This window comes from Streptomyces sp. NPDC087901 (assembly GCF_044742205.1).
Lineage (GTDB): Bacteria > Actinomycetota > Actinomycetes > Streptomycetales > Streptomycetaceae > Streptomyces.
The window spans coordinates 315,818-337,406 of record NZ_JBIUUC010000005.1; the positions used below are offsets into that span (position 1 = coordinate 315,818).

The window sequence follows — 21,589 nt, forward strand, 5'->3', positions numbered from 1 at the left end:
CGTTTCGTTCGACGTACCGAGGAGAGCATGTGCTCGACGCAGACTTCTTCCACCGCTGGATGACCACGACCGCCGCCTCTGTCGACCGCGAGGCGGCGCATCTGACCGAACTCGACTCCGCGATCGGGGACGCCGACCACGGCAGTAATCTGCAGCGCGGTTTCGCCGCGGTCTCGGTCGCCCTGGACAAGGAGCCGCCGCGGACGCCGGGGGCCGTACTGATGCTTGCCGGGCGGCAGTTGATCTCGACCGTCGGCGGGGCGTCCGGGCCGCTGTACGGGACACTGCTGCGGCGCACGGGCAAGGAACTGGGTGACGACCCCGCCGTCAGCGCCGAGGAGCTGGCGCGGGCGCTCGGGACGGGTGTGGCGGCGGTGGCCCAGCTGGGCGGTGCGCAGGCCGGTGACAAGACGATGCTCGATGCGCTGCTGCCGGCGGTCGAGGCGCTCGGGACGTCGTTCGAGGCAGGCCGGGACGCGGCCCGGGCGGGCGCACTGGCGACCGTTCCCCTGCAGGCGCGCAAGGGCCGGGCGAGCTATCTGGGTGAGCGGAGTATCGGGCATCAGGATCCGGGGGCGACGTCGGCCGCGCTGCTGATCGCCGCGCTCGCGGAGACCGCCGGTGCGGTCGGAGGTGACGCGTGAGCGCGGACAAGCAGGTCGGGATCGTGCTGGTCTCGCACAGCGGCCCGGTGGCCGAGGCGGTCGCCGAGCTGGCGAGGGAGCTCGCGGCCGGCGGGGCGACGGCGCCGGTGGCCGCGGCCGGCGGTACGCCCGCGGGCGGGCTCGGGACCAGCGCGGAGCTCATCGCCGAGGCGGCCCGGTCCGTCGACGGCGGTGCCGGCGTCGCGGTGCTCGTCGACCTGGGCAGCGCCGTGCTCACGGTGAAGGCGATGCTGGCCGAGGGCGACGAACTCCCGGACGGGGCACGCCTGGTGGACGCACCCTTCGTGGAGGGTGCGGTGGCCGCGGTGGTCACCGCGTCGGCGGGCGGCGGCATCGACGCGGTGCTGGCCGCGGCCTCGGAGGCGTACGGCTACCGCAAGGTTTAGGCGGCCTGTCGTCCGTACGGTGCCGGGCCAGGCACCCACACTTGACGGCATGGCACCCCACACGCGCTCCGGACGCAGCGCCGGTCTCCTTCTGTTCCGCCGCCTCGGCACCGGCTTCGAAGTCCTCGTCGGGCACATGGGCGGCCCGTTCTGGGCGCGCCGGGAGAGTGCGGCGTGGTCGGTCCCCAAGGGCGAGTACGGCCCCGAGGAGGGAGCGGAGGCGGCGGCACGGCGGGAGTTCGAGGAGGAGTTCGGCCACCCGGTGCCGGACGGTGCGTGGGTGGCGCTGGGTGAGTCGCGTCAGGCCGGCGGCAAGACCGTGACGGTGTGGGGCGTGGAGGCCGACCTCGATCCGGCCACGGCAGCACCGGGGACGTTCACCATGGAGTGGCCGCGGGGGTCCGGTGTGCAGCGGGAGTTCCCGGAGATCGACCGGTTCGCCTGGTGCGCGCCGGAGGTCGCGGCCGAGCGGCTCGTCAAGGGCCAGCGGGTCTTCCTGGACCGGCTGCGGGACCATCTGGCGGGCGGACAGGACCCTGCCGCGCACGACGACGGGCTCTGAAGCCCGCGCCCCCGTCGTCGTGCCTCGCCGACGTCAGGTGCGGGCGACGGGCCTGCCGGCGTGGAGATCCAGCCGGTCGCCGGCGAAACGGCTGCGGAAGCTGCGGTCGTGCGAGACGACCACGACCGCTCCCTCGTACGCCGCCAGCGCCGCCTCCAGTTCCTCCACCAGGGCCAGGGCGATGTGGTTGGTCGGTTCGTCCAGCACCAGCAGGTCGGCGGGCCGGGTGACGAGCCGGGCCAGCGCCAGCCTCCGCTGCTGTCCGACGGAGAGCGCGGCAACCGGGACGGACAGGTCCTCCGGACGGAAGAGGCCGAGCGCCAGGAGCATGTCGGTGTACTCGTCGGCGTGGCCGGGCCGTCCGGCCGCGAAGGTGTCCAGCAAGGTGCGGCGGGTCAGCCGGGCGGGGAGTTCCTGCGGAAGAAAGCCGATCCGTGCCCGGCGGCGGACCGTGCCCGTGTCGGGGGCGAGGTCGCCCGCCAGGACCCTCAGGAGAGTCGACTTCCCGGCCCCGTTCGCCCCGGTGACCAGCAGGCGCTGCCCGTCGTCCACCCGCAGCGCCGGCATGCTCAGCCGGCCGCCCACCGAGACGGACACGAGCTCCACGAGTGGCCCCGGTTCCCGGTCGCCGTCGGTGGCCAGGGTCAGTCCTGCGGTGAACCGCAACGGCTGGGGCGGAGCCGGCACGGGCGCCCTGCGCAGCCCTTCCAACCGCGTTCCGGCCGCTCTGACCTGACCGGACAGCTTCGCCTCGTGCGAACGGCGGTGCTTGCCCCAGCCCTCCCCCGGGTCCTTTCCGGTGGCGGCGAGCCGCCGGCCCGCGGCGTTCACGAGTTCTTCGGTGCGGGCCAGCTCGTCCAGCCACTCCTGGTGATCCTGCGCCCAGCGGCGGCGCGCCGCGGCCTTCGCCGTGCGGTAGCCGTCCCAGCCGTCCCCGTACCGGACGACGCTGCGCAGATCGCGGTCGACCTCGACGATGACGGTGGTGGTCCGTTCCAGGAAGGCGCGGTCGTGGGTGATCACGACGAGGGTGCCGCGGTGGGCGCGCAGATGGTCCTCCAGCCAGGTGGTGGCCCGGAGGTCGAGGTGGTTGGTCGGCTCGTCGAGGAGCAGCAGTTCGGGGCCCGACGCCAGTACGCAGGCGAGCGCGAGCCTGGACTGTTCGCCCCCGGAGAGGCTGCCGAGCGTGCGCTCCCTGGTGAGGTGCGCGAGTCCGAGGCCGTGCAGTGCGGCGTCGACCCGGGCATCGGCCTGATATCCGCCGCGCTCCTCGTACTCCGTCAGCAGGTCTCCGTACCTGGCCAGTTGTGCGTCGTCGGCGCCTCCGGGTGCGGCGAGAGCCTCTTCGGCGGCGCGGATCCGCCGCTCCAGTGCGCGCAGTTCGGCGAGGGCGGCGTCGACGGCGCCCTGGACTGTGCGGGCGGGGTCGAGGGCGAGCGTCTGGGTGAGGTAGCCGGTGCCGCCGTGGAAGCGGACGGTGATCTCGCCGCTGTCCGGCGTCTCGGCACCGGCGATCAGCCGCAGGAGCGTGGACTTCCCGGATCCGTTCTCGCCGATGACACCTACGTGGTCGCCGGGGCGGACGGTGAGTGACACCTGATCGAGGACTACGCGGTCTCCGTATGCCTTGGAGACGTCTTTCACGGTCAGCTGGGCGCGGTCGTACGGGAGGGGCATGGTTGATCTTCCCTGGGGGGTGCGTGCCCCGGCGGCCCATGGCGGGGCGCGGCGGGCGGGGCTTCCGGACGGTCCGAGGGGGCGGCCGCATGCAGCGTGACCGGTCGTCACAAGGTGACGGCTCGGCGTCGCGCGGCGGCGGCCCTGCCCGGAATCAGCGGAAGAAGTAGTACGAACCCATGGGGTGAGTGTAGCCGGGGCAGTGCGGGAGCCCTCGGATCCCCGCGGGAGTCGTACCGGCTCCTACGGGTTCTCGCCCTGCGCGATCTCGATGCTGCTGTGCAGGTCGTACGTCGCGTCGAGAGCGGCTGCGCCCGACACCGCCAGGCAGGCCAGCAGGGTAGCGGCCGCGGCCCTGCCGACGGCCGGGCGCGCGGCGGCCCGGCCGAGCAGAGCGGCGACACGGCGCGGGACGGGCCCGGCTGCCGCCGCGAGCGCCCCCGCCGGGCGGGGCACGGACGGCTCTCCGGCGGCCCGGGCGGCGAGTGCGGCACGGCCGATGGCGCGGGCGGCGACCCGGCGGTCCCCCACCGCGTGCGCGGCGGCCTCGTCGGCGCAGCGCTCCAGTGCGTATCCCATGGGTGCGCGCAGGGCGCGCAGGGCCGGATGGCAGCGCGCGGACAGTTCAGCGGCTGCGAGGTACAGGTGGTGGCGGCCGGCGAGGTGAGCACGTTCGTGGGCGAGGAGCGCCTCCCTCTCGGCGGGGTCGAGGGCGTGCAGCATGCCGGTGGTGACGACGATCCGGCCGGGGCTGCCGGGCCGTCCGGGCAGTGCGTAGGCGTCCGGCCGGTCGTCCCGCAGGACCGCCAGCTCTCTCCCGTCGCCGCGGTCAGGGCGGAAGGCCCGGTGGAGCTGGACCCAGTGACCGCGCACCGCACGCGTCACGGCGGCGGCGCAGCCCGCGATCAGCGCCAGGGAGGCTGCCGCGAGCGGGACGGCCGCGCCCGGTGCGGGGGCCGCGAGCGGGCGGACGAACTCCCCCGCCGCGGCTACGGCGGACAGCCGGCCTGCACCGGGCACCACCAGGAGCGCAAGGGCGAGCAAGGTGCACACCGCAAGCCCCGCACCGGTCGCGGCCAGGAGTCGCACGGCCCGTGCAGGCGCCAGGGCATCGGCCAGCCGACGGGCGGCGGGAACGACGACGAAGGGCACCAGCAGCGGAATCCACACGGCGTAGATCACCGGGTGTCACCGTCGAGGAGATCGCGGAGCAGCCTCTCGTCCTCGTCCGTGAGCTGCGAGACGAACCGGGCCAGCACCGTGCTGCGGTCCTCTTCCTTGCGCAGTTCGCTGTGCATCCGGCGGGCGGTCAGTCCGGCCGCGTCCTCGGTGGGCGTGTACGCGAAACCGCGCCCCGCCCTGCTGCGGGTGACCGAGCCCTTCTCGTAGAGGCGCGACAGGATCGTGGTGACGGTGGTGCGGGCGAGTTCCGTTTCGATCGCCTGCTGCACCTGGCCGGGCGTGAGCGGGGTTCCGGCCGCCCAGAGGGCCGCCAGGATCGTGGACTCCAGTTCACCGGAGGGGCGTCGCTCGGCGGCGGCGCGGTCGGCTCGGCCGGACGCAAATCCGGCGGGGGCTCCCGTCCCGGCCGTGTCCGGTGGCGTGGGTTCGGATGCCGACGTGCCGGACGGCCGGTGGGCGGATTCCCCGTCCGATATCCCGTTCACCTGGGCCATGGGAACTCTCCTCCCCGTTCGGGCGTCTACAGTGATGTAGACCGTCTACATCACTGTAGTCAGTCCGGGCGTTCCGCGAGGCCGCCCGCTCACCATTATGGAGACCCGCCACCGTGTCCGTACTTTCGTCGGCGCCCCTGCCCCAAGCGGTGAACCTGCTGGACGCCGGTTCACTGCTCGGCACGTTCGGCGCACTCGGCATCGCCGTCGTGCTCTTCGCCGAGACGGGGCTGCTCGTCGGCTTCTTCCTTCCCGGCGACTCCCTGCTGTTCACGGCAGGCCTCCTCTGTGTGCCCGGCACGCACGGTCCGGTCGAGCTGTCGCTGCCGCAGGTGCTGATCGCAGCGGTGGCCGGCGCGCTGCTCGGAGCCCAGGCCGGCTACTGGATCGGGCGGCGCGGCGGAAGGGCTCTGCTCGCCCGCAGCGGCGCCGGGCGGCTTCACGAGGGCGCCGCCCGCGCCGAGGAGCTGCTCGCGAGATACGGCCATGGTCGCGCGATCGTGCTGGCGCGCTTCGTCCCCGTGGTGCGGACCGTGCTCAACCCGCTGGCCGGGGCGCTCGGCGTCCCGGTGCGCCTGTTCACCCTGTGGCAGGCAGCCGGCGGCGTGCTCTGGACCGTCGGACTGGTGCTCGCCGGATACGGGCTGGGGTCCTCGGTGCCGAACGTCGACCGGTATCTGCTGCCGATCGTCGCCGTGGTGGTCGCGGTCTCCCTCATCCCGCTCGCTGCCGAAGTGATCCGCTCACGTTCCCGGCGCACCCCCGAAGGAGACACTCACCGATGACGCTCGCTTCCGCCGCCTCCTCGATCGACGGTGGGTTCTACACCTGGGTCACCGAGCTGGCCCACCGTTCCCCCGCCGCCCTGGATTCCGTCGTGCGCCTCTGGTCGGACTACGGCCTGGCCCTGTTCGCCCTGCTGATGCTCGCGTCCTGGTGGCGCTCCCGGCCCGAGGATCCCGCGCGGACCGCCATGGCTCTGTGCACCCCCCTGGTCGTGGTGGCCGCGTACCTCGTCAACGACCTGGTCAAGTCGGTCTTCCATGAACAACGGCCCTGCCGGACGCTGCATGTCGTGACGGTGGAGGCGTGTCCGGCGCTCGGTGACTGGTCCTTCCCCAGCAATCACGCCGCCATCGCGGCGGCAGCGGCGACGGCGATCTGGCTGACCGACCGCCGGATCGGCGCGGTCGCGCTCGCCGCCGCGCTGCTGATGGGCGCCTCCCGGGTGTGGATCGGGGCGCACTACCCGCACGATGTGCTGATCGGCCTGCTGACCGGCGCCCTCGTCGCCTGGCCACTGACGGTGGCGGCCCGCCGCTGCGCGCCGGCGGTGATGCGGCTGCGCGACAGCAGGCTGCGCCCGCTGGTGGCGGCGGGGTGACGCGGGACGCGCCGCGCCACCGGTCTCCCGTCCGGCAGACTCCGGGCGAGCGACCGGTGGCGACACCGGGCCCTCAGCGAGTGGCGCCCTTTCACTGCCCCGGCAGGCGGACGACGGCGAGGTCGCCGTCGAGGTCGACCGTGGTGTGGTGCGGCGGGGCGCCGTCCTCCGCGTCGTCGCGCAGCAGAAGGGCGCTCTGCCGTTCCTTGAGCTCGCTCTGCTTGCCGGGTGAGAACGTCGCGTGCAGCTGCTCGAACCCGGTCGCGGAGATCTGGCCCTGCCGGGCACTGCTGCGCCACGGCAGCAGACCGGCCCGCCCCGCGCGCAGCAGTAGCTGGTCGAGGAAGGCTGCGGCGGTCAGCCCGATCACCAGTCCTGGCAGCGTCATCAGCGCGAGGAAACCCATCCCGGCAGTCTCGCCGTTTGCATCCCGGTGCGCAACGGCCTCGGATACGGCGGTCTCTCTCCGCATACGGGCCGGGTGCGCGCAAGGTCCTCGGGCATGACGATGCGGGCCGGCGCACAGTGCGACGGCCCGCAGGGTCGTGAGGAAGGGGACTTCGCCCGGTCAGCCGTTGGGGAGGATGACCGCCCGTCCGTTGATCTTGCCGTCGTGCAGCCGCTCGTACGCCAGCGGTGCCTCGTCCAGCGAGTACGTCTCGACGTGGACCTTCACCGCGCCCGCGTGGGCCAGGTCGAGCACCTCGGCCAACTCGGAACGCGATCCCCAGTACGGAGCCGTCACCGTCGTGCTGAACGGCAGGGAGCCGAAGCCCACCGGCAGCGCTCCGCCTCCGATGCCGACGATCGTGACGTCGGAGTCGATCGCGGCCGCGGCGCCGGCCGTGGCGACGGTCGGCGGCGCTCCGACGAAGTCGAGGACGACCTGGGCGCCGACGCCACCGGTCAGTTCCCGGATCCGGCCAGCGGCGTGCTGGTCGGACAGGACGGTCTCGTGCGCCCCGACCGTGCGGGCCAGGGCGAGCTTGTCCTCCGTGACGTCGAGGGCGATGACCCGGACGGCCGTCATGGCACGCAGCAGCTGGATGGCGACGTGGCCGAGGCCGCCGGTACCGATGACGACGGCGGTCGCCCCGGGCACCAACTTCGGCAGGGAGCGCTTGATCGCGTGGTACGGGGTGAGGCCGGCGTCGGTGAGCGGCACGGCCTGCACCGGGTCGAGGTCGCCGAGGGGCACCAGGTGGCGCGGGTCGTCGACGATCATGTACTCGGCCATGGCGCCCGGCGATCCCAGTCCAGGCGGGTTGATGCCGAGTTCCTTGGCGCGCAGGCAGTAGTTCTCCTTGCCCTCTGCGCACTTGATGCACGTGCCGCAGCCCCAGGGGCCGTAGACCGCGACGGACTCACCGACCGAGAGCCCGCTGACGCCGTCGCCGAGTCCGGCGACGGTGCCGACGCCCTCATGGCCGAGCGTCAACGGCAGGGGGTAGGGGAACTGGTCCGCGGGCCAGCTCATCACCGCGATGTCCGAGTGGCAGACGCCTGCCGCGGTGACCTTCAGCAGCACCTGTCCGGGGCCGGGCTCCGGGTCGGGAACGGTGACGACCTCGGGTGCGGCGCCGACTTCGCGGTACTGAACGGCCTTCATGGGGTCCTCCTTGACCTCAGTTGCTCTTCTTCTCGCCCCCCTGTCCCCCGTCCGCCTGTCAGGAGGCGGAGTAGCCACCGTCCACCAGGTGGTAGCTGCCGTGGATGAAGGACGCGCGGTCGGACAGCAGGAAGGCGGCGAGTTCCGCCACTTCCTCCGCCGTGCCGAGCCGTCCCGCCGGGTGCAGCGAGATCAGGTGGTCGCGGGCGGGGCCTTCGGTGTTGCGCAGCAGCGGGGTGTCGATGAAGCCGGGGCCGACCGCGTTGACGCGGACGTTCTGCGAGGCGTACTCGAGGGCGGCCGTCTTGGTGAGGCCGACGACACCGTGCTTGGCGGCGACGTACGCGGGCGAGCCGGCGAAGCCGTTGGTGCCGAGGATCGACGACATGTTGACGATGGCGCCGCCGCCCGCGGCGACGATGGCCGGAAGCTCGTAGCGCATCGAGTAGAAGACGCCGCTCAGGTTGGTGGCGACGACCCGGTTCCAGTCCTCGACGGCGTAGTCGCCGGTCGGGTTGCTCGGGCCGCCGATGCCGGCGTTGTTCACGGCGAGGTGCAGGGCGCCGAAGGTGTCGACGGCGAAGCGCACACCGGCTTCCACGGAGGCCGGGTCGGTGACGTCCATGGCCACCGCTGCGGCCTTGGCGCCGGTGCTCTCCAGGGCGGCGACCGCCTTGCGGGCACTTTCCTCGTCGTAGTCGGCCACGACGACGGACGCGCCGGCGGCGGCCAGCCGGTGTGCGAGGGCGAGGCCGATGCCGGAGGCCCCTCCGGTGACGAGGGCGGTGCGGCCGGCGAATTCCTGGTCGACGGGGGTGGGGGCGGTGCTCATGATGTTCCGTTTCCTTCCGTGGTGCTGTGTGACGCCGGTCCGGCGGGAGGCTGCGTGAGCAGCTCCCCCGCAAGGGCGTCGAATGCCTGCTCGACGAGTCGGGGCAACTCGTCGGGGCAGCCTCCGCGCACCCAGGCGGCCTGGGCGGCGAGGAGAGCGCCGGCTCCGGCGGCGACCGTGACGGCGGGGCGGATGTCCTGCCGCGGGTCGGTGCCGAGCCGTTCGGCGACGATGGCGACCGAGTCCTCCTGGGCGTCCACGCGGATGTGGTGGAACGCCGCGTAGAGGGTCGGTTCCTGCTCGGCGAGGACCAGCAGTTCGAAGATCCTCGGGCGGCGGTGCCAGGCCTCCGCCTCGGGGTCCGCCAGCCAGGCCAGAACGGCCCGGCGGTACGCGGTGAGCGGGGGTTCGCCGGCGGGGCGGGCCCGCAGTGCGTCGTTGATCCGGTCGCCGTCACCCCGGACCGAGTCCAGGACGGCGGCTTCCTTGCTCGTGAAGTACCGGCTGAACGTGCGCCGGTCGACGTCCGCGCGTTCCGCGATCTCTTCGACCGTCACGTCCCTCAGACCCCGGTCGAGCACGAGCTCGAACGCGGCCTCGGCCAGTGTGTCCCGGGTCCGGCGGGCCTTGCGGCTCCGCCTCTCCGGGGTCTTCCGTTCCCGGTTCATAACTGCACCGTACACCCAAAAATGTCCCGGCGCGACAAAAGTCTCGCCGGGACATACATGGTTCGCCCCAGCGGCCGCGAAGCAGGGCGCGGCCGCGGTACGGGGCATGGCCGCGGTACGGGGCACGGCCGCTACCGCCCGCTGAACGCCTCTGCGGCCCGCATCGCGCCGTAGCTCGTCGGCGTGGGCCGGCATGACGTGCCCGACGGCGTCCGCCGCACGGCGAGCACGGCTATGTCGTCGCGTCGCACACCGCCGGAGAACTCCTCCAGGTCGCGACGGAGTGCGTCGAGCAGCTCCCGGGGGGGCAGATGCGCCGAGCGGCCCAGCCGTGTGTCCAGCGGATAGAAGGTTCCGGCGGTGTCACGGGCCTCGGTCACTCCGTCGGTGAACATCAGCAGCGTCGCGCCGGCCGGGAAGTCCAGCCGTTCGGTGACGCGCGCCTCGCTGCTGAGCTCCGCCAGGCCCAGCGGAACCGATGTACGGCGCAGCGGGACGGGGCGGGCCACGTTCTCGTGCAGCAGGCGGGGCGCAAGATGGCCGCAGTTGACGGCCTGGACTCGCCCGTCGCCGTCGAAACCGAGCACCAGCGCGGTGACGAAGCGCTCGATCTCACCGGTCTGGGCGGAGAAGGCGTTGTGCCGGGCGACCGCGTCCTCCAGGGCGTCGACGACCCCGGTCAGGGAGGGCTCGCGGATGGCGGCCTCCCGGAACGCACCGAGGACGGCGAAGCCCGCTCCGATCGCGGCGAGGCCCTTGCCCTGGACGTCACCGATGATCACCCGGGTCCCGTAGGGCGACTGGACGACCTCGTAGATGTCACCGCCGACCAGTCGGTCCTCCTCGATCGGCGCGTAGGTGCCGTGGGCGACGACCTGGTCGGTCACGATGGGCAGCGGGCGCAGGATCTGGCGCTGGAGCGCGACGGCGGCTGAGCGCAACCGCGCTATCTCGGTGGCATGGCGGATACGCAGGGCGCACGCGCCGACGCCGAGGAAACAGGCGAGCACCGTGATGACGACGCTGCTGGTGATGTCCCAGAACGTCCCACCGGTCACCAGCCGCGAGGTGACGGCCACCACCATGATCCAGGAGGCCACGCCCACGGTCTGCCGGATCGTCGTGAAGACCGAGACGAGTGCGGGCACGACGACCAGCAGCGGCACGATACGCAGTTCGTCGCCGGACCCCATGTCGAGGAGGACGATCACGACGGTCAGCAGAGCCAGACCGCCGAACAACGCCCGGTTGCCGACTCTGGGCGCCCTGACGGCCGCCTCGCCCGCCTCCGTACCCGTGAGCGTTGTTCCACGCGTCGTCGACAGGTGCTGGAGCCCGATCGTCACGGCCGTCTCCTCCCGGGGCCTGCCGGCCCGACGCCGGCGTTCCGTACCAGTGCACCCGAGCCGCGGCGGGCGGCACACGAGGCTTACGGCCTCACACACCGCGCCGAAGGTCCCGGAAACAGCGCCGGCCGGTGCCTTGGGCCCGCCGTCCGCGGGCGCAAGGCACCGGCCCTCCCCCGGCCGGGTCGCACCCGGCCCGGGGCCCCGGGCCCTGCGGTCAGCGGGTGGCTGCCTCACGGACGTCGCCCCGCACGGTGCCCGGCACCCGTATCGGCGGGTCCTCCGGAATGATCGCCGAGAGGAACGGCGTACGGCGGCGGAGTGCGAATCCCAGTGATTCGTAGAGCCGGACGGCGTTGGTGTTGGAGGCGGCGGCGTGCAGGAACGGAGTCTCGCCGCGTTCCCGGATCTCGTGGGCGACAGCCCGCACGAGTCCACCCGCGAGCCCCTGCCCCCGTACCGACTCGTCCGTGCAGACAGCGCTGATCTCGCTCCAGCCGGGCGGGCGCATGCGCTCGCCGGCCATGGCGACGAGCACCCCGTCACGCCGTACACCGAGGTAGGCGCCCAGCTCGACCGTGCGGGCCTCGAAGGGGCCGGGCCGGGTGCGTGCGACCAGGTCGAGCATCTCCGGCACATCGGCGGGGCCGAGCCGGACGGCCTCCGGATACGGTGCCGCCTCGACCCCCGCGTCGACGAGCTGTACGCCCTCGGCATGGAAGACGACCTCCCAGTCGTCCGGCGGCGGCTCGCGGAAGGCAGTGATCGTGACGGCGCCACCTGGTCCGGCGAGCGCTGCGGCATCGGCCCAGTCAGCGGCCTCCGGCCTGTCCGGCAGGGCGACCCAGGGAGCGACCTCCGGCTGATAGCGCAGGATGCGGCCGCGGCGCTCGGCGAAGTGGGCGTGCGGCCCCCTCAGCGCGGCACCCACCGGGTCGTCGAGGGGGTGCACACCACCGGCGGGGATCCCGGGCCCGCTCATGCGGTCACCTCGATCACGGACTTCCCGAGGGCGTGGCCGTCCTCCACCGCGCGAAGCGCCTCGCCCGCCCCGGCGAGCGGGACGGTCCGGGTGACGTACGTGCGCAGTACGCCCTCGACGACGAGGTCCGCCACGGCGTCGAGCACCGCGGCGGTGCGGGCCCGTTCGACGGGCGCCCCGCCGAGCTCGGCCGCGAGCTGCTTGCCGCCGGCGCTGACCAGCGTGGCGGGGTCGGCGAGCAGCGTGGCCGCCTCGCGCAGCGTGTCGCCGCCGACCAGGTCGAAGACCGCGTCGATCCCGTCGGGTGCCGCCGCCCGTACCCGGTCGGCGAGTCCGGCGCCGGATGGGACGTGCACCGCGCCGAGCGACTCGACGAAGTCCTTCTTGGCCTCGCTCGCCGCGCCGATGACTCGGACACCCATGTGCCGTGCGATCTGAACGGCGGCGGTTCCCACACCGCCCCCGGCTCCGGTGACCAGGAGCGTGGCCCCCGGGGCGAGGCCGAGCTGGTGCACTCCGTCGTATGCCGTGGCCGCCGCGACCGGCAGCACGGCCGCGTCGGTGAACGAGAGCCCGGCCGGCTTGTGGGCGGTCACGGCGACGGGCAGCAGGGTGTGCTCGGCGTACCCCCCGGTCACCGGGTTACCGAAGACCTCGTCCCCGACCGCGAAGCCCTCGGCTCCCGGCCCGACCGCCTCGACGACGCCCGCTGCCTCGCTGCCGAAGACGGTGGGAAACGGCTGCGGCTCACTGCCGGGCCTGCTGTATCCCGTGCGCAGTTTCCAGTCCACCGGGTTGACCCCGGCCGCCCGGACGGCGACGAGGAGTTCCCCGGGACCGGGCACCGGCCTGTCCCGGTCGACGAGGGCCTCCACCTCCGGCCCGCCGTTGCGAGTGAACACGTACGCCTTGGACATCGGCTCTCTCCGTTCGTGGCACGGGCACCCGTGCCGGTTGCCCCAGCAGGAGAAAGTCCGGTCGCGGCACACGTATTCCCCACGGACAGGAGCGTTCACGGGGCCGCAACGCAGCGGCGAGGGCCGGGTGCCCCGGAGACCCCGTCGCAGGTCAGCCGGATGTCCGGCGCAGCACCAGAGTCACGAAACCCCAGGACTCCCGGTAGCCGCGCAGCCACTCGGTGCGGCGGGTCGCCGCGGTTTCGAGCACCTCCGCACTGTCCGGGTCGGCCGGATGGTCCAAAGCCCAGGCGGCCAGCGAGCCCCAGCAGGCCCATTCGTAGGCGTCCAGTTCGCCTCGCGAACTGACGTGTCCGTGCACGGGCGTCCATCCGTCGGCGGCGACCCGGTCCAGGGTGGTCGCCAGGTCGGCGAAGTCCCCGAGCACCTCGACGGCCTCCGGCGATGGCTCGCGTTCCCAGAAGCCGTCACCGATCAGCACGCGCCCGCCCGGCGCCAAGTGCTTGCGGGCCGCCGCCAGGGTCGGCAGCAGGCCGCCGAACACGTGCGCGGCCCCGACGCTGAGAACGAGGTCGAACGGCTGCGCGGAGGCGAACTCGGCCCCGTCCTGCTGGTGCAGTACGAGGCGCTCGTGCACACCGAGGCGGTCCGCCGCCTCGCCGGCCTGCCGCAGGGAGCATTCGGAGATGTCGACGCCCTCGGCCCGCAGTTCCGGGTGACCGTCCAGGGCGCGCAGCAGCCACTCCCCTCCCCCGCAGCCCAGGTCGAGCGCCCTCGCGTCGCCGCGCGGGACGGCATGGTCCAGGAGCCGTCTCACCGAATCGTCGTCGAGCGGCGCCTTGATCGGATGGCCGGCATGGGCAAGGGCGGAGAGCTGATCACGGTTCACCGGCGCAGCGTGACAGCACCACCGTCCGTACGCACGTCGATTTCGGCGCTGCCGGGGAGACCGGCGCCCCGTTCCCGCCCGAGCCCGATGCTGCGCGGACAGCGACCCGCCCCGCGCGGCCGGCCCGACCGCCCATCCACCCGACCGCCCATCCGCCCATCCGCCCATCGAGAACGGAGTACGCCATTCATCCCGGTTCGCGGCATTGATACCAGCCAAACGTCCACTCCTTGGACGCTTATTAGGGACCCTTTGACGCCCCCAAAGCCGTTCGACTACTGTCCACGCCCAGTTGGGCAGTACCAGTGGACAAAGTGAGATGGGTGGTTCCCGATGACCTCGGAACCGGGTGGCAACCTCAGCCGACGCCGACTGCTGCGCCTCGCCGGCGCCGGTATGGGCGTCCTCGCCGCGTCCGGTGTGCTCGCCGCGTGTGCGCCCCCTCCCGCGAAGGACTCCGGTGACAGCGCGGCGGGATCGGGGACCGGTGCGCAGGGCGCGGACGTGCCGATCAGCACGCTCACCCTCGCCCTGCCCTCATCCCTCTCCAGCCTCGACGTGGGCCGGGAGTCCGGTGTCCTCAACTACCTGGTCGCGGTGCTGGCCCAGGAGTCCCTGCTGGCGGTCGATCCGTCCGGGAAGCTGGGTCCCGGGCTCGCCTTGTCCTGGAAGCAGCCCGACGCCAGGACGTATGTGTACACACTGCGCCGGGGTGTCACGTTCACCGACGGCACCCCGTTCACGGCGGACGACGTGGTGGCTTCCATCGACGCGATCCGGGACCCGAAGAACGGCTCCGCCCTGGGTTACGCGTACGCCGGCGTCGAGTCCGTGAAATCCACCGGCGACCATGAAGTCACCATCCGGCTGAAGGCACCGGACGCCATGTTCGCCTGGACGACGACCGCCGGCGGACTCCTCGTCAGCAGTCGTGCCTTCCTCACCCGGAACAAGGGCAGGATCGGTACGGCGAAGACGCTGCTGCTCGGCACCGGCCCGTACCGGATCACCGAGTTCGCCGCTGACGACCATGTCCTGCTGGAACGCAACGACGACTGGTGGGGCGAGAAGCCCGCCGTCCGGAAGCTGAAGCTCTCCTTCGTCCCGGACGCGGGTACGCGGCTGGTCGCGATGAAGTCGGGTGCGGTGGACGGCGCCCTGAGCCTCGCATCGGACGAGGCCCGTGGCTGGGAGTCGAGCGCACGCGTCACCTACACCGGCGACCGCTCCGTGGTGTCGCTGGCCTTCGACACCGCCAAGGCGCCGTTCGACGACGTACACGTCCGCCGTGCCGTCGCCCACGCGGCCGACCGCGAGGGCATGGTGAAGGGCATCCTGCACGGCCGGGCCGAGGTCGCCGACGCCCTGCCCTCCCGCGAGATGTGGGGCGATCTGATGCCGGCGGACGAGGTCCGCTCGGGCTACGACGCCATCCCCGCCCTGCCCTTCGACCTGGACGCCGCGCGGGCCGAGCTGGCCAAGTCCTCGGCGAAGGACGGCTTCACGGCCGAACTGCACTACCCCAACAGCGGTCCTCAGCTGGGCAAGGCGGCCCTCGCGCTCGCCTCTTCGCTCAAGAAGATCGGCATCACGCTGAACGTCAAGGAGATCACCCTGGAGCAGTGGGTGGCGGAGCTCGGCTCCGGCAAGCAGCCGCTGCAGTTCCTGTGGTACTTCCCCGTCACCGGCGACCCGGCCGAACTCGCCGACCCGTACCTCAACGCGGCGGCCACCGCGACGGACATCGCGCACTACGACAACAGCACGGTCAACACCGCGCTGGACACGGCGAAGTCCGCCACGGACAAGGATGTCCGCGCCCGGGAGCTGATGAAGGCCGTGCAGACGGCCGGCACCGATCTGCCGTACCTCCCCCTGTGGTGGGCGCAGACCGCGTCCGCGTTCTCCAAGGAGTTCGTGCTGCTGGACCAGGGGCCGTTCGCGTTCATCGGGCCGTGGGCGACCCGTATCCGCAAGTCTGCCTGACCTCCCGCCGACACCTCTTCCTCCACCTTCAAGGAACGGACACCCATGCCCAGTACCGCAGCGACCGTCGTGCGGCGCGTCCGTGAGGCGATGCTGCGCCTGGTCCACCCGGTAGAGGCCCGGATCAGCCCGGACGGCCGCGCGGTCGCCGTGGCGGCGGCCGGTCCCGAGCGAGCCGGGCTGGTCCTCGCCCCGGTGCCCGCCGCGCTGTCCGGCGGGAGCACCGGCGCGCAGCCACCCGTGCTCCGTGCACCGGCCGGTCAGGACGTCCCGACGGACCGTCACAGCCCACGCTGGCTGCCTGACTCCCGCACCCTGCTGCACATCGCCGAGAGCGCGGGCCAGACCGGGGCAGAGGTGCGGCTCGCGGCACTGGACACGGTCTCCGGCACCGTACGCACCGTCGCACGGGCACCTGGCGCCGTGGAGGAGCTGCTGCTCTCCGACGACGGCAGCCAGGCGCTGCTGCTGTGCGCGGCGGACGGCGCCGAGCGTGACGGCATGCACCTCGGTCTGCCGGTGCGGCTGGGATCCGTACCGGCACCGGAACGCTTCGCCCCGGGTACCGGCCGCCGTTCGCTGCATCTCGTCGGCCTCGCCGACGGATCGGTGCGGGAGGTCGGGCCCGCGGGCCTCACGGTGTGGAACGTCGCCTGGCGCGGCGGGACGACCGCGGTCGCGACGGTCTGCGAGGACACACTGCCTGCCGGGTACTACGGCGCCCGGTTCGCCGCCCTCGATCTCGACGCCCGTACCGCCAGGACCGTGTACACGCCCCAGGGGCAGCTGGGCGCCCCCGCGCTCGCTGCCGACGGCCGGTCCGCGGCGGTCTGCGAAGGCATCTCCATCGTCGCCGGACGCCCGGTCCTGGCCGACCTGACGACGGGAGACACCGCCGTGGTGCCCGGCGTCGAGGACGCGACCTGGCTGCGGTTCGACGACTCCGCGCCAGGCACCCTGTGGTTCGCGGGCTGGGACGGCACGGGCTCCCGCGTCGGACACACCGGGCGCCCCTCGGGCACCCGCTGGTCGGGGCCGGCAACCCTCGGCGGGGCCGGCTACCAGCCCGAGCTGTCGCTCAGCGGCGACGGGCTGCTGGCCGCGACCGTGCTCGACGCACCGGGCCGTCCTCCCGAGGCCGTCGTCGCCCGCACCGAAGGGCCGGGCGCCTGGGACTGGACGTCTGTCACCGCGCTCAACACACCCGCGGCCCCCGAGCTCGCGGGTGTCCGTACCGAACAGACTCTCTGGTCCGCACCCGACGGCCGCACCGTGCAGGGGCTCGTCCTCTCCAGCGGTGAGAGCACCGGGCCCCGCCCCCTCGCCGTCCTCGTGCACGGCGGCCCCGCCTGGCTCTGGTCCGCCGGATACGCGCCGGGCGACGTACTGGGACTCGCGCCCGCCCTGGCCGCCGCCGGATACCTGGTGCTGCTGCCCAACCCCCGCGGCAGCAGCGGCCGAGGTCTCGAACACGCCCGTGCCGTGGTCGGCGACATCGGTGGCGCCGATCTGGACGACGTACTGTCCGGCGTGCGCCACCTGGCCGACGCCGGGCTCGCCGACCCGGACCGCACCGCAGTCCTGGGCCACAGCTACGGCGGCTTCCTCGCGGCACAGGCCGCGGCGCGCACCGATGTGTTCCGGGCCGCGGTCGTCGTCTCGGCGCCGACCGACTGGCTCAGCTTCACGCACACCAGCAACATCGGCGGCGGTTACGACCGGACGTACGCGATCGGGGAGCCTGACGCTCCGCAGGAGTTGATCCGGCGTTCGCCGGTCTTCGCCCGCGGCGGCAGCGGCACACCGACGCTCATCGTGCACGGGTCCGCGGACCGGGTCACGCCCGTCGGCCAGGCCCACGAACTGTACCGGTCACTGCTGCGGACCGGCCGCGCGCCCGTCGAGCTGTGCGTGTACCCCGGCGAGGGCCATGAGTTCACCGACGGCGGCCATCTCCTCGATGCCGCGGACCGGGTCGAACAGTGGCTCGCCGCCCACCTGGCGCCGCGCCCCGCGGCCGCCCACCGGACCGCCGTGCCGGGGGACGCTTCCCCCGAGCCGATCCCCGGCACGGCTTCAACGGCAGGGCCGGACGGTGACACCCCCCTGGAACCGTCCGGCCCTGCCACCCTCCGCACGGCTTCCGCCGGCCCGGCCGGAGGCGAGCGATGACGGCCACCACCCGGTCGCGGCTGCGCGCCGCGCTCCCCGCGGGACTCGTGGTGCGCCGCCTCGGCGGCACGCTGGGACTCCTCGTCGTCCTGTCCGTCGCCGTCTTCGCCCTGCTCCAGGCCGCACCGGGCGACCCGGCGCAGACTCTGCTGGGCCCGCGCAGCGCCACCCCCGAGGCGCTGGCCGCCGTCCGGGCCCGCTACCACCTCGACAGCCCGATGGCCGTGCAGTACTGGTACTGGCTGAGTGACGCCGTCCGGCTCGATCTCGGTACGTCGATCCGCACCGGCGAGAGCGTCGCCGCCGCGCTCGGCGACCGGCTGGTGCTCACCGGGCAGTTGGTCGGACTGGGCTTCGCCGTGGCGCTGCTCCTCGGGGTGCCGCTGGGCGTCCTGGCGGGCCTGCGCCACCGGCGCGCCACCGACCGTGCGGTGCAGAGCCTCGGTGTGGTGGCGCTGTCCACCCCCGCGTTCGCGGGCGGGCTGGTGCTCATCTACGTGTTCTCGCTGATGCTCGGCTGGTTCCCCGCATACGGACCGGGCGAGGGCCGGGGCACCGACCGGCTGACGCATCTGGTGCTGCCGGCCCTGGCCCTCGGACTCGCCGTCACCGCCGTTCTGCTGAAGCTGACCCGGGCGGCGGTGATCCGGGAACTCGACCGGGAGCACGTCACGTTCGCCCGCGCCCGGGGCGTGCGGGAGCGGGACATCCTGCTGCGCTACGTGCTGCGCGGCACCGTCGTCCCCGTCCTCACCGGCATCGGGCTGATCCTGGCCTACCTCCTGGCGGGAACGGTCATGGTGGAGCAGGTCTTCGCGCTGCCCGGGCTGGGCTCCCTGCTCGTCGACTCGGTCACCTTCCGGGACGTACCCGTCGTGCAGGCCGAGGCGCTGCTCATCGCCGCCCTGGTCTGTCTGGCGAACCTCGTCACCGATCTCGTACAACCGCTGCTGGATCCGCAGCTGCGGACCGCACCGGCGGCAAGGACCTCGCCCGTGACGAAGGAGTCCGCTGCGGTTCCGGCGTCCGGCGTCCGTGAGGAGGAGAACGCATGAAGACCCGCACCGCCCGCAGGTTCTCCCCGCTCACCGTCTGCTGCACGGTTCTGCTGGTGCTGTTCGCGCTGGCCGCGGCCGTCGGCCAGCTGGTTCTGCCCGGCTGGGACGCGCAGGATCTCGCGACCGGCGCCGCCATGCCGGGCGGCGGGCATCTGCTCGGCACCGACGAACTCGGCCGCGACATCGCCCGGATGGTGGTCGCCGGCGCCCGGAGCACGCTGGTCGGTGCGGCCCTGGTCGCGATCGGGTCGATGATCATCGGCAATGTTCTCGGTCTCCTCGCCGGATACCGGGGCGGCTGGATCGACACCGTCGTGCGGCGCTGGGCCGATCTGCTGCTGGCGCTTCCCGCCCTCCTCGTGACGATCGTCGTCGCCGGCATCGGCGGTGGCGGATACGCGCTGGCTGTCGGCGTGCTCGTCGTGCTGACGTCGCCCGCCGACATCCGGCTGGTGCGGTCCGCCGTGCTGGAGCAGCGGCACCGCGCGTACGTCGAGGCGGCGGAGACCCTGGGACTCTCCCGCTTCACGGTGATGACCCGGCACATCTGGCCCAATGTGCTGCCCGTCGTGGTGGCCAACACGCTGCTGAACTTCGCCGGGGCGATCGTCGCACTGAGCTCCCTGTCCTTCCTCGGCCTCGGTGTGCCGCCGGGCGCCCCGGACTGGGGGCGGATGCTCTCCGAGAACCGCACCCTGCTGTACGACAACCCGTCCGCCGCTCTCGCACCGGCCGTGCTCATCGTCGCGGCGGCCGTGGCCCTCAACCTCCTCGGCGACCGACTGTTCGAGGCGTTCTCCGACCGTGGGAGGTCCTGATGACAGCGCAGTCGGCAACGGACAGCCGCACCACCCCCGCCGCACCGGCCGCCGGGCCGCTGCTCGCCGTCGACGGTCTGCGGGTGGCGGCGACCGCCGGCCCGGCCGGCCCGGTCCCGATCCTGGACGGCATCTCGCTGGAGGTCGGCCGGGGCGAGTGCATCGGCATCGTCGGCGAGTCCGGCAGCGGCAAGTCCCTGGCCATGCGAGCGGTGGCGGGGCTGCTGCCGTCCGGGACCGGGGTGACGGGAGGCTCCGTACGCATCGACGGCCGGGAGGTCCTCACCCTTTCACCGCGCGACCGCCACGCGCTGCGCGGCCGGAGCGTCACGCTGCTGATGCAGGACCCGTTCACCATGCTGCACCCGCAGCTCACCTGCGGGCGTCAGATCACGGACGGTCTCCGCGACCCCGACGGCGGGCAGGGCCGGCGCGCGGCGAAGGCGGCCCGGCGCAAGGAAGTGGAGCGTCGGCTCGCCGAGGTCGGGCTCGGCCCCGATGTCGCCGACCGCTATCCGCACGAGCTGTCGGGAGGGATGCGGCAGCGTGTGGCAGCGGCCGCGGCGCTCGCGGGCGACCCCGAGCTGCTGATCGCGGACGAACCGACGACCGCGCTGGACGCCGCCAACCAGCACGCCGTGCTGGAGCTGCTGCGCGGCCTGCAGCAGAGCCGGCAGATGGGACTTGTCCTCATCACGCACGATCTGCGGGTCGCGTTCTCCGCCTGCGACCGGGTGTACGTGCTGTACGCGGGCCAGGTGCTGGAGCACGGCAACTCGCAGGAGCTGGAGTCCGGCCCGCTGCATCCGTACACCGCGGGTCTGCTGGCCTCCGAGCCGTCCGTGCGCGAGCGGTTCGCGGAACTTCCGGCCATTCCCGGCTCCGTGCCCGCCCCGGGTTCCCGGGGGCCGGGCTGCCCGTTCGCCGAACGCTGCGCCCACGCGGCCCAGGTGTGCCGCAGCGAACCGGTCCCGCTGCTGCCGGTGAAGGCCGGGGCACCGCAGGCCGGTGCGGGCCGGCTGTCCGCCTGTGTGCGGATCGCCGAGATCGGTGGCGCGCTCGTGGCACCGTCGGCGCGCAGGGCCGCCGGACCCGCGACGGTGCCCGGTCAGAGCTCCGGCGAGCAGCCGGACCGGGACGCGGCGCTCGTGGCCACCTCCGTCGACCGCACGTTCCGCTCGTCGGCCGGGGACCACGCCGCCTTGCTCGACGTGAGTCTGACGGTTCCGCGGAACACGGTCGTCGCCCTGGTCGGCGAGTCGGGTTCGGGCAAGACGACTCTCGCCAGGATCGCGGTCGGCCTGGAGACGTTCGACGGCGGCACGGTGTCCGTGGGCGGGATCCCGCTGCCTGCGGGGCGCCGCCCCACGACCGCGGACCGGCGGCGTCTGGCGGAACAGGTGCAGATCGTGTTCCAGGACCCGTACTCCTCTCTCAACCCGCTCCGCACCGCGGGCGCGACACTGCGCGAGGCCCTGGCCGCCGCTGCGGGCGGGCGGAGGCGGGGTGACGCGTCCGGGGTGGAGGCCCTGCTCGCGCAGGTCGGGCTGCCCGGCTCGTACGCCTCACGCCGTCCGGCCGCGCTCTCCGGCGGTGAGCGTCAACGGGTGGCCCTGGCACGGGCGCTGGCCGCCCGGCCCCGGCTGCTGATCTGTGACGAGGCGGTGGCGGCGCTCGATGTGTCGGTCCAGGCCCAGCTGCTCAACCTGCTCGTCACGCTCCAGCGCACCGAGGGCTTCGCGGTGCTGTTCATCACCCACGACCTGGGTGTGGTGCGGCAGATCGCCGATCTGGTGGCGGTGATGCACCGGGGACGGATCGTCGAACAGGGCACGGCCGCCGAGGTCCTGGACGCGCCGCAGCATCCCTGGACCCGGCGCATGCTCGACGCCCTGCCCCGGGCCGCGGGCATCGGCCGCACCACCTGACGGGGCCGCGCCCACGCGGGTAGAGTGTGCCGCT

21 protein-coding genes are annotated in these 21,589 nt (G+C 73.3%); 10 read left to right on the plus strand and 11 right to left on the minus strand.

Annotated elements, in window-relative coordinates:
- Nucleotides 1-29 precede the first annotated feature (29 nt).
- From dhaL to ACIOEW_RS18615, 3 genes are read left to right on the plus strand one after another with little or no spacing between them, the layout of a single operon-like run.
- Nucleotides 30-644: a dihydroxyacetone kinase subunit DhaL gene (dhaL, locus tag ACIOEW_RS18605; protein WP_362545547.1), complete on the plus strand. Its 615-nt coding sequence runs from the start codon at nt 30-32 to the stop codon at nt 642-644.
- Complete coding sequence (gene dhaM / locus ACIOEW_RS18610; protein WP_401964683.1) at nt 641-1,051, plus strand: dihydroxyacetone kinase phosphoryl donor subunit DhaM; 411 nt, start codon at nt 641-643, stop codon at nt 1,049-1,051. Before dhaL ends, dhaM begins: the two co-directional genes overlap by 4 nt.
- Nucleotides 1,052-1,100: 49 nt before the next feature.
- Nucleotides 1,101-1,613 carry an NUDIX domain-containing protein gene (locus ACIOEW_RS18615; protein WP_362545541.1) on the plus strand — a complete coding sequence of 171 codons (513 nt, stop codon included), beginning with the start codon at nt 1,101-1,103 and terminating at the stop codon, nt 1,611-1,613.
- Nucleotides 1,614-1,646: 33 nt separating this feature from the next.
- Here ACIOEW_RS18615 and abc-f read toward each other — a convergent pair whose 3' ends face one another.
- The 3 genes from abc-f to ACIOEW_RS18630 form a co-directional block, all read right to left on the minus strand.
- Nucleotides 1,647-3,290 (minus strand): ribosomal protection-like ABC-F family protein, encoded by a 1,644-nt coding sequence (gene abc-f / locus ACIOEW_RS18620; protein ID WP_401964685.1) that lies wholly within the window; start codon nt 3,288-3,290, stop codon nt 1,647-1,649.
- 243 nt (nt 3,291-3,533) lie between these two features.
- Nucleotides 3,534-4,472, minus strand: coding sequence for a M56 family metallopeptidase (locus ACIOEW_RS18625; RefSeq protein ID WP_401964687.1), 939 nt, complete (start codon nt 4,470-4,472; stop codon nt 3,534-3,536).
- A complete protein-coding gene (locus ACIOEW_RS18630) occupies nt 4,469-4,801 on the minus strand; it encodes a BlaI/MecI/CopY family transcriptional regulator (RefSeq protein ID WP_401964969.1) in 333 nt (110 codons plus the stop codon). The genes ACIOEW_RS18625 and ACIOEW_RS18630 overlap by 4 nt, the downstream gene beginning before the upstream one ends.
- 278 nt (nt 4,802-5,079) lie before the next feature.
- On the opposite strand from ACIOEW_RS18630, the gene ACIOEW_RS18635 reads away from it, so the two are divergent.
- Together ACIOEW_RS18635 and ACIOEW_RS18640 are read left to right on the plus strand one after the other, a co-directional pair.
- On the plus strand, nt 5,080-5,751 hold the full coding sequence (locus tag ACIOEW_RS18635; protein WP_401964689.1) for a DedA family protein: 672 nt from the start codon (nt 5,080-5,082) through the stop codon (nt 5,749-5,751).
- Nucleotides 5,748-6,350 carry a phosphatase PAP2 family protein gene (locus ACIOEW_RS18640; RefSeq protein ID WP_401964690.1) on the plus strand — a complete coding sequence of 201 codons (603 nt, stop codon included), beginning with the start codon at nt 5,748-5,750 and terminating at the stop codon, nt 6,348-6,350. Before ACIOEW_RS18635 ends, ACIOEW_RS18640 begins: the two co-directional genes overlap by 4 nt.
- 91 nt (nt 6,351-6,441) lie before the next feature.
- Here ACIOEW_RS18640 and ACIOEW_RS18645 read toward each other — a convergent pair whose 3' ends face one another.
- From ACIOEW_RS18645 to ACIOEW_RS18680, 8 genes are all read right to left on the minus strand, one after another.
- Complete coding sequence (locus ACIOEW_RS18645) at nt 6,442-6,756, minus strand: DUF6191 domain-containing protein (protein WP_401964692.1); 315 nt, start codon at nt 6,754-6,756, stop codon at nt 6,442-6,444.
- A gap of 162 nt (nt 6,757-6,918) precedes the next feature.
- Nucleotides 6,919-7,959 (minus strand): NAD(P)-dependent alcohol dehydrogenase, encoded by a 1,041-nt coding sequence (locus tag ACIOEW_RS18650; RefSeq protein WP_401964693.1) that lies wholly within the window; start codon nt 7,957-7,959, stop codon nt 6,919-6,921.
- Nucleotides 7,960-8,017: 58 nt separating this feature from the next.
- Nucleotides 8,018-8,791, minus strand: a complete 774-nt coding sequence (locus ACIOEW_RS18655; protein WP_401964694.1) for an SDR family NAD(P)-dependent oxidoreductase — start codon at nt 8,789-8,791, stop codon at nt 8,018-8,020.
- On the minus strand, nt 8,788-9,459 hold the full coding sequence (locus tag ACIOEW_RS18660) for a TetR family transcriptional regulator (RefSeq protein ID WP_401964696.1): 672 nt from the start codon (nt 9,457-9,459) through the stop codon (nt 8,788-8,790). Before ACIOEW_RS18660 ends, ACIOEW_RS18655 begins: the two co-directional genes overlap by 4 nt.
- 131 nt (nt 9,460-9,590) lie before the next feature.
- Entirely contained in the window at nt 9,591-10,805 is a 1,215-nt protein-coding gene (locus tag ACIOEW_RS18665; protein ID WP_401964697.1) for a PP2C family protein-serine/threonine phosphatase, read from the minus strand.
- Between the two features lie 217 nt (nt 10,806-11,022).
- Nucleotides 11,023-11,787, minus strand: a complete 765-nt coding sequence (locus ACIOEW_RS18670) for a GNAT family N-acetyltransferase (RefSeq protein ID WP_401964699.1) — start codon at nt 11,785-11,787, stop codon at nt 11,023-11,025.
- On the minus strand, nt 11,784-12,704 hold the full coding sequence (locus ACIOEW_RS18675; RefSeq protein WP_401964701.1) for an NADP-dependent oxidoreductase: 921 nt from the start codon (nt 12,702-12,704) through the stop codon (nt 11,784-11,786). The genes ACIOEW_RS18670 and ACIOEW_RS18675 overlap by 4 nt, the downstream gene beginning before the upstream one ends.
- Nucleotides 12,705-12,855: 151 nt before the next feature.
- Nucleotides 12,856-13,593 (minus strand): SAM-dependent methyltransferase, encoded by a 738-nt coding sequence (locus ACIOEW_RS18680; RefSeq protein ID WP_401964703.1) that lies wholly within the window; start codon nt 13,591-13,593, stop codon nt 12,856-12,858.
- A 333-nt stretch (nt 13,594-13,926) separates the two neighbouring features.
- Between ACIOEW_RS18680 and ACIOEW_RS18685 the strand changes: the two genes are divergently transcribed.
- From ACIOEW_RS18685 to ACIOEW_RS18705, 5 genes are read left to right on the plus strand one after another with little or no spacing between them, the layout of a single operon-like run.
- Entirely contained in the window at nt 13,927-15,579 is a 1,653-nt protein-coding gene (locus ACIOEW_RS18685) for an ABC transporter substrate-binding protein (RefSeq protein WP_401964704.1), read from the plus strand.
- A gap of 45 nt (nt 15,580-15,624) precedes the next feature.
- On the plus strand, nt 15,625-17,751 hold the full coding sequence (locus tag ACIOEW_RS18690; protein ID WP_401964705.1) for an alpha/beta hydrolase family protein: 2,127 nt from the start codon (nt 15,625-15,627) through the stop codon (nt 17,749-17,751).
- The gene (locus tag ACIOEW_RS18695) at nt 17,748-18,806 is read left to right on the plus strand and encodes an ABC transporter permease (RefSeq protein WP_401964706.1); all 1,059 of its coding nucleotides are present in this window, start codon (nt 17,748-17,750) and stop codon (nt 18,804-18,806) included. Before ACIOEW_RS18690 ends, ACIOEW_RS18695 begins: the two co-directional genes overlap by 4 nt.
- Nucleotides 18,803-19,627, plus strand: a complete 825-nt coding sequence (locus ACIOEW_RS18700) for an ABC transporter permease (RefSeq protein WP_362545500.1) — start codon at nt 18,803-18,805, stop codon at nt 19,625-19,627. The genes ACIOEW_RS18695 and ACIOEW_RS18700 overlap by 4 nt, the downstream gene beginning before the upstream one ends.
- A complete protein-coding gene (locus ACIOEW_RS18705; protein WP_401964708.1) occupies nt 19,627-21,555 on the plus strand; it encodes a dipeptide ABC transporter ATP-binding protein in 1,929 nt (642 codons plus the stop codon). Before ACIOEW_RS18700 ends, ACIOEW_RS18705 begins: the two co-directional genes overlap by 1 nt.
- Nucleotides 21,556-21,589: the final 34 nt, after the last annotated feature.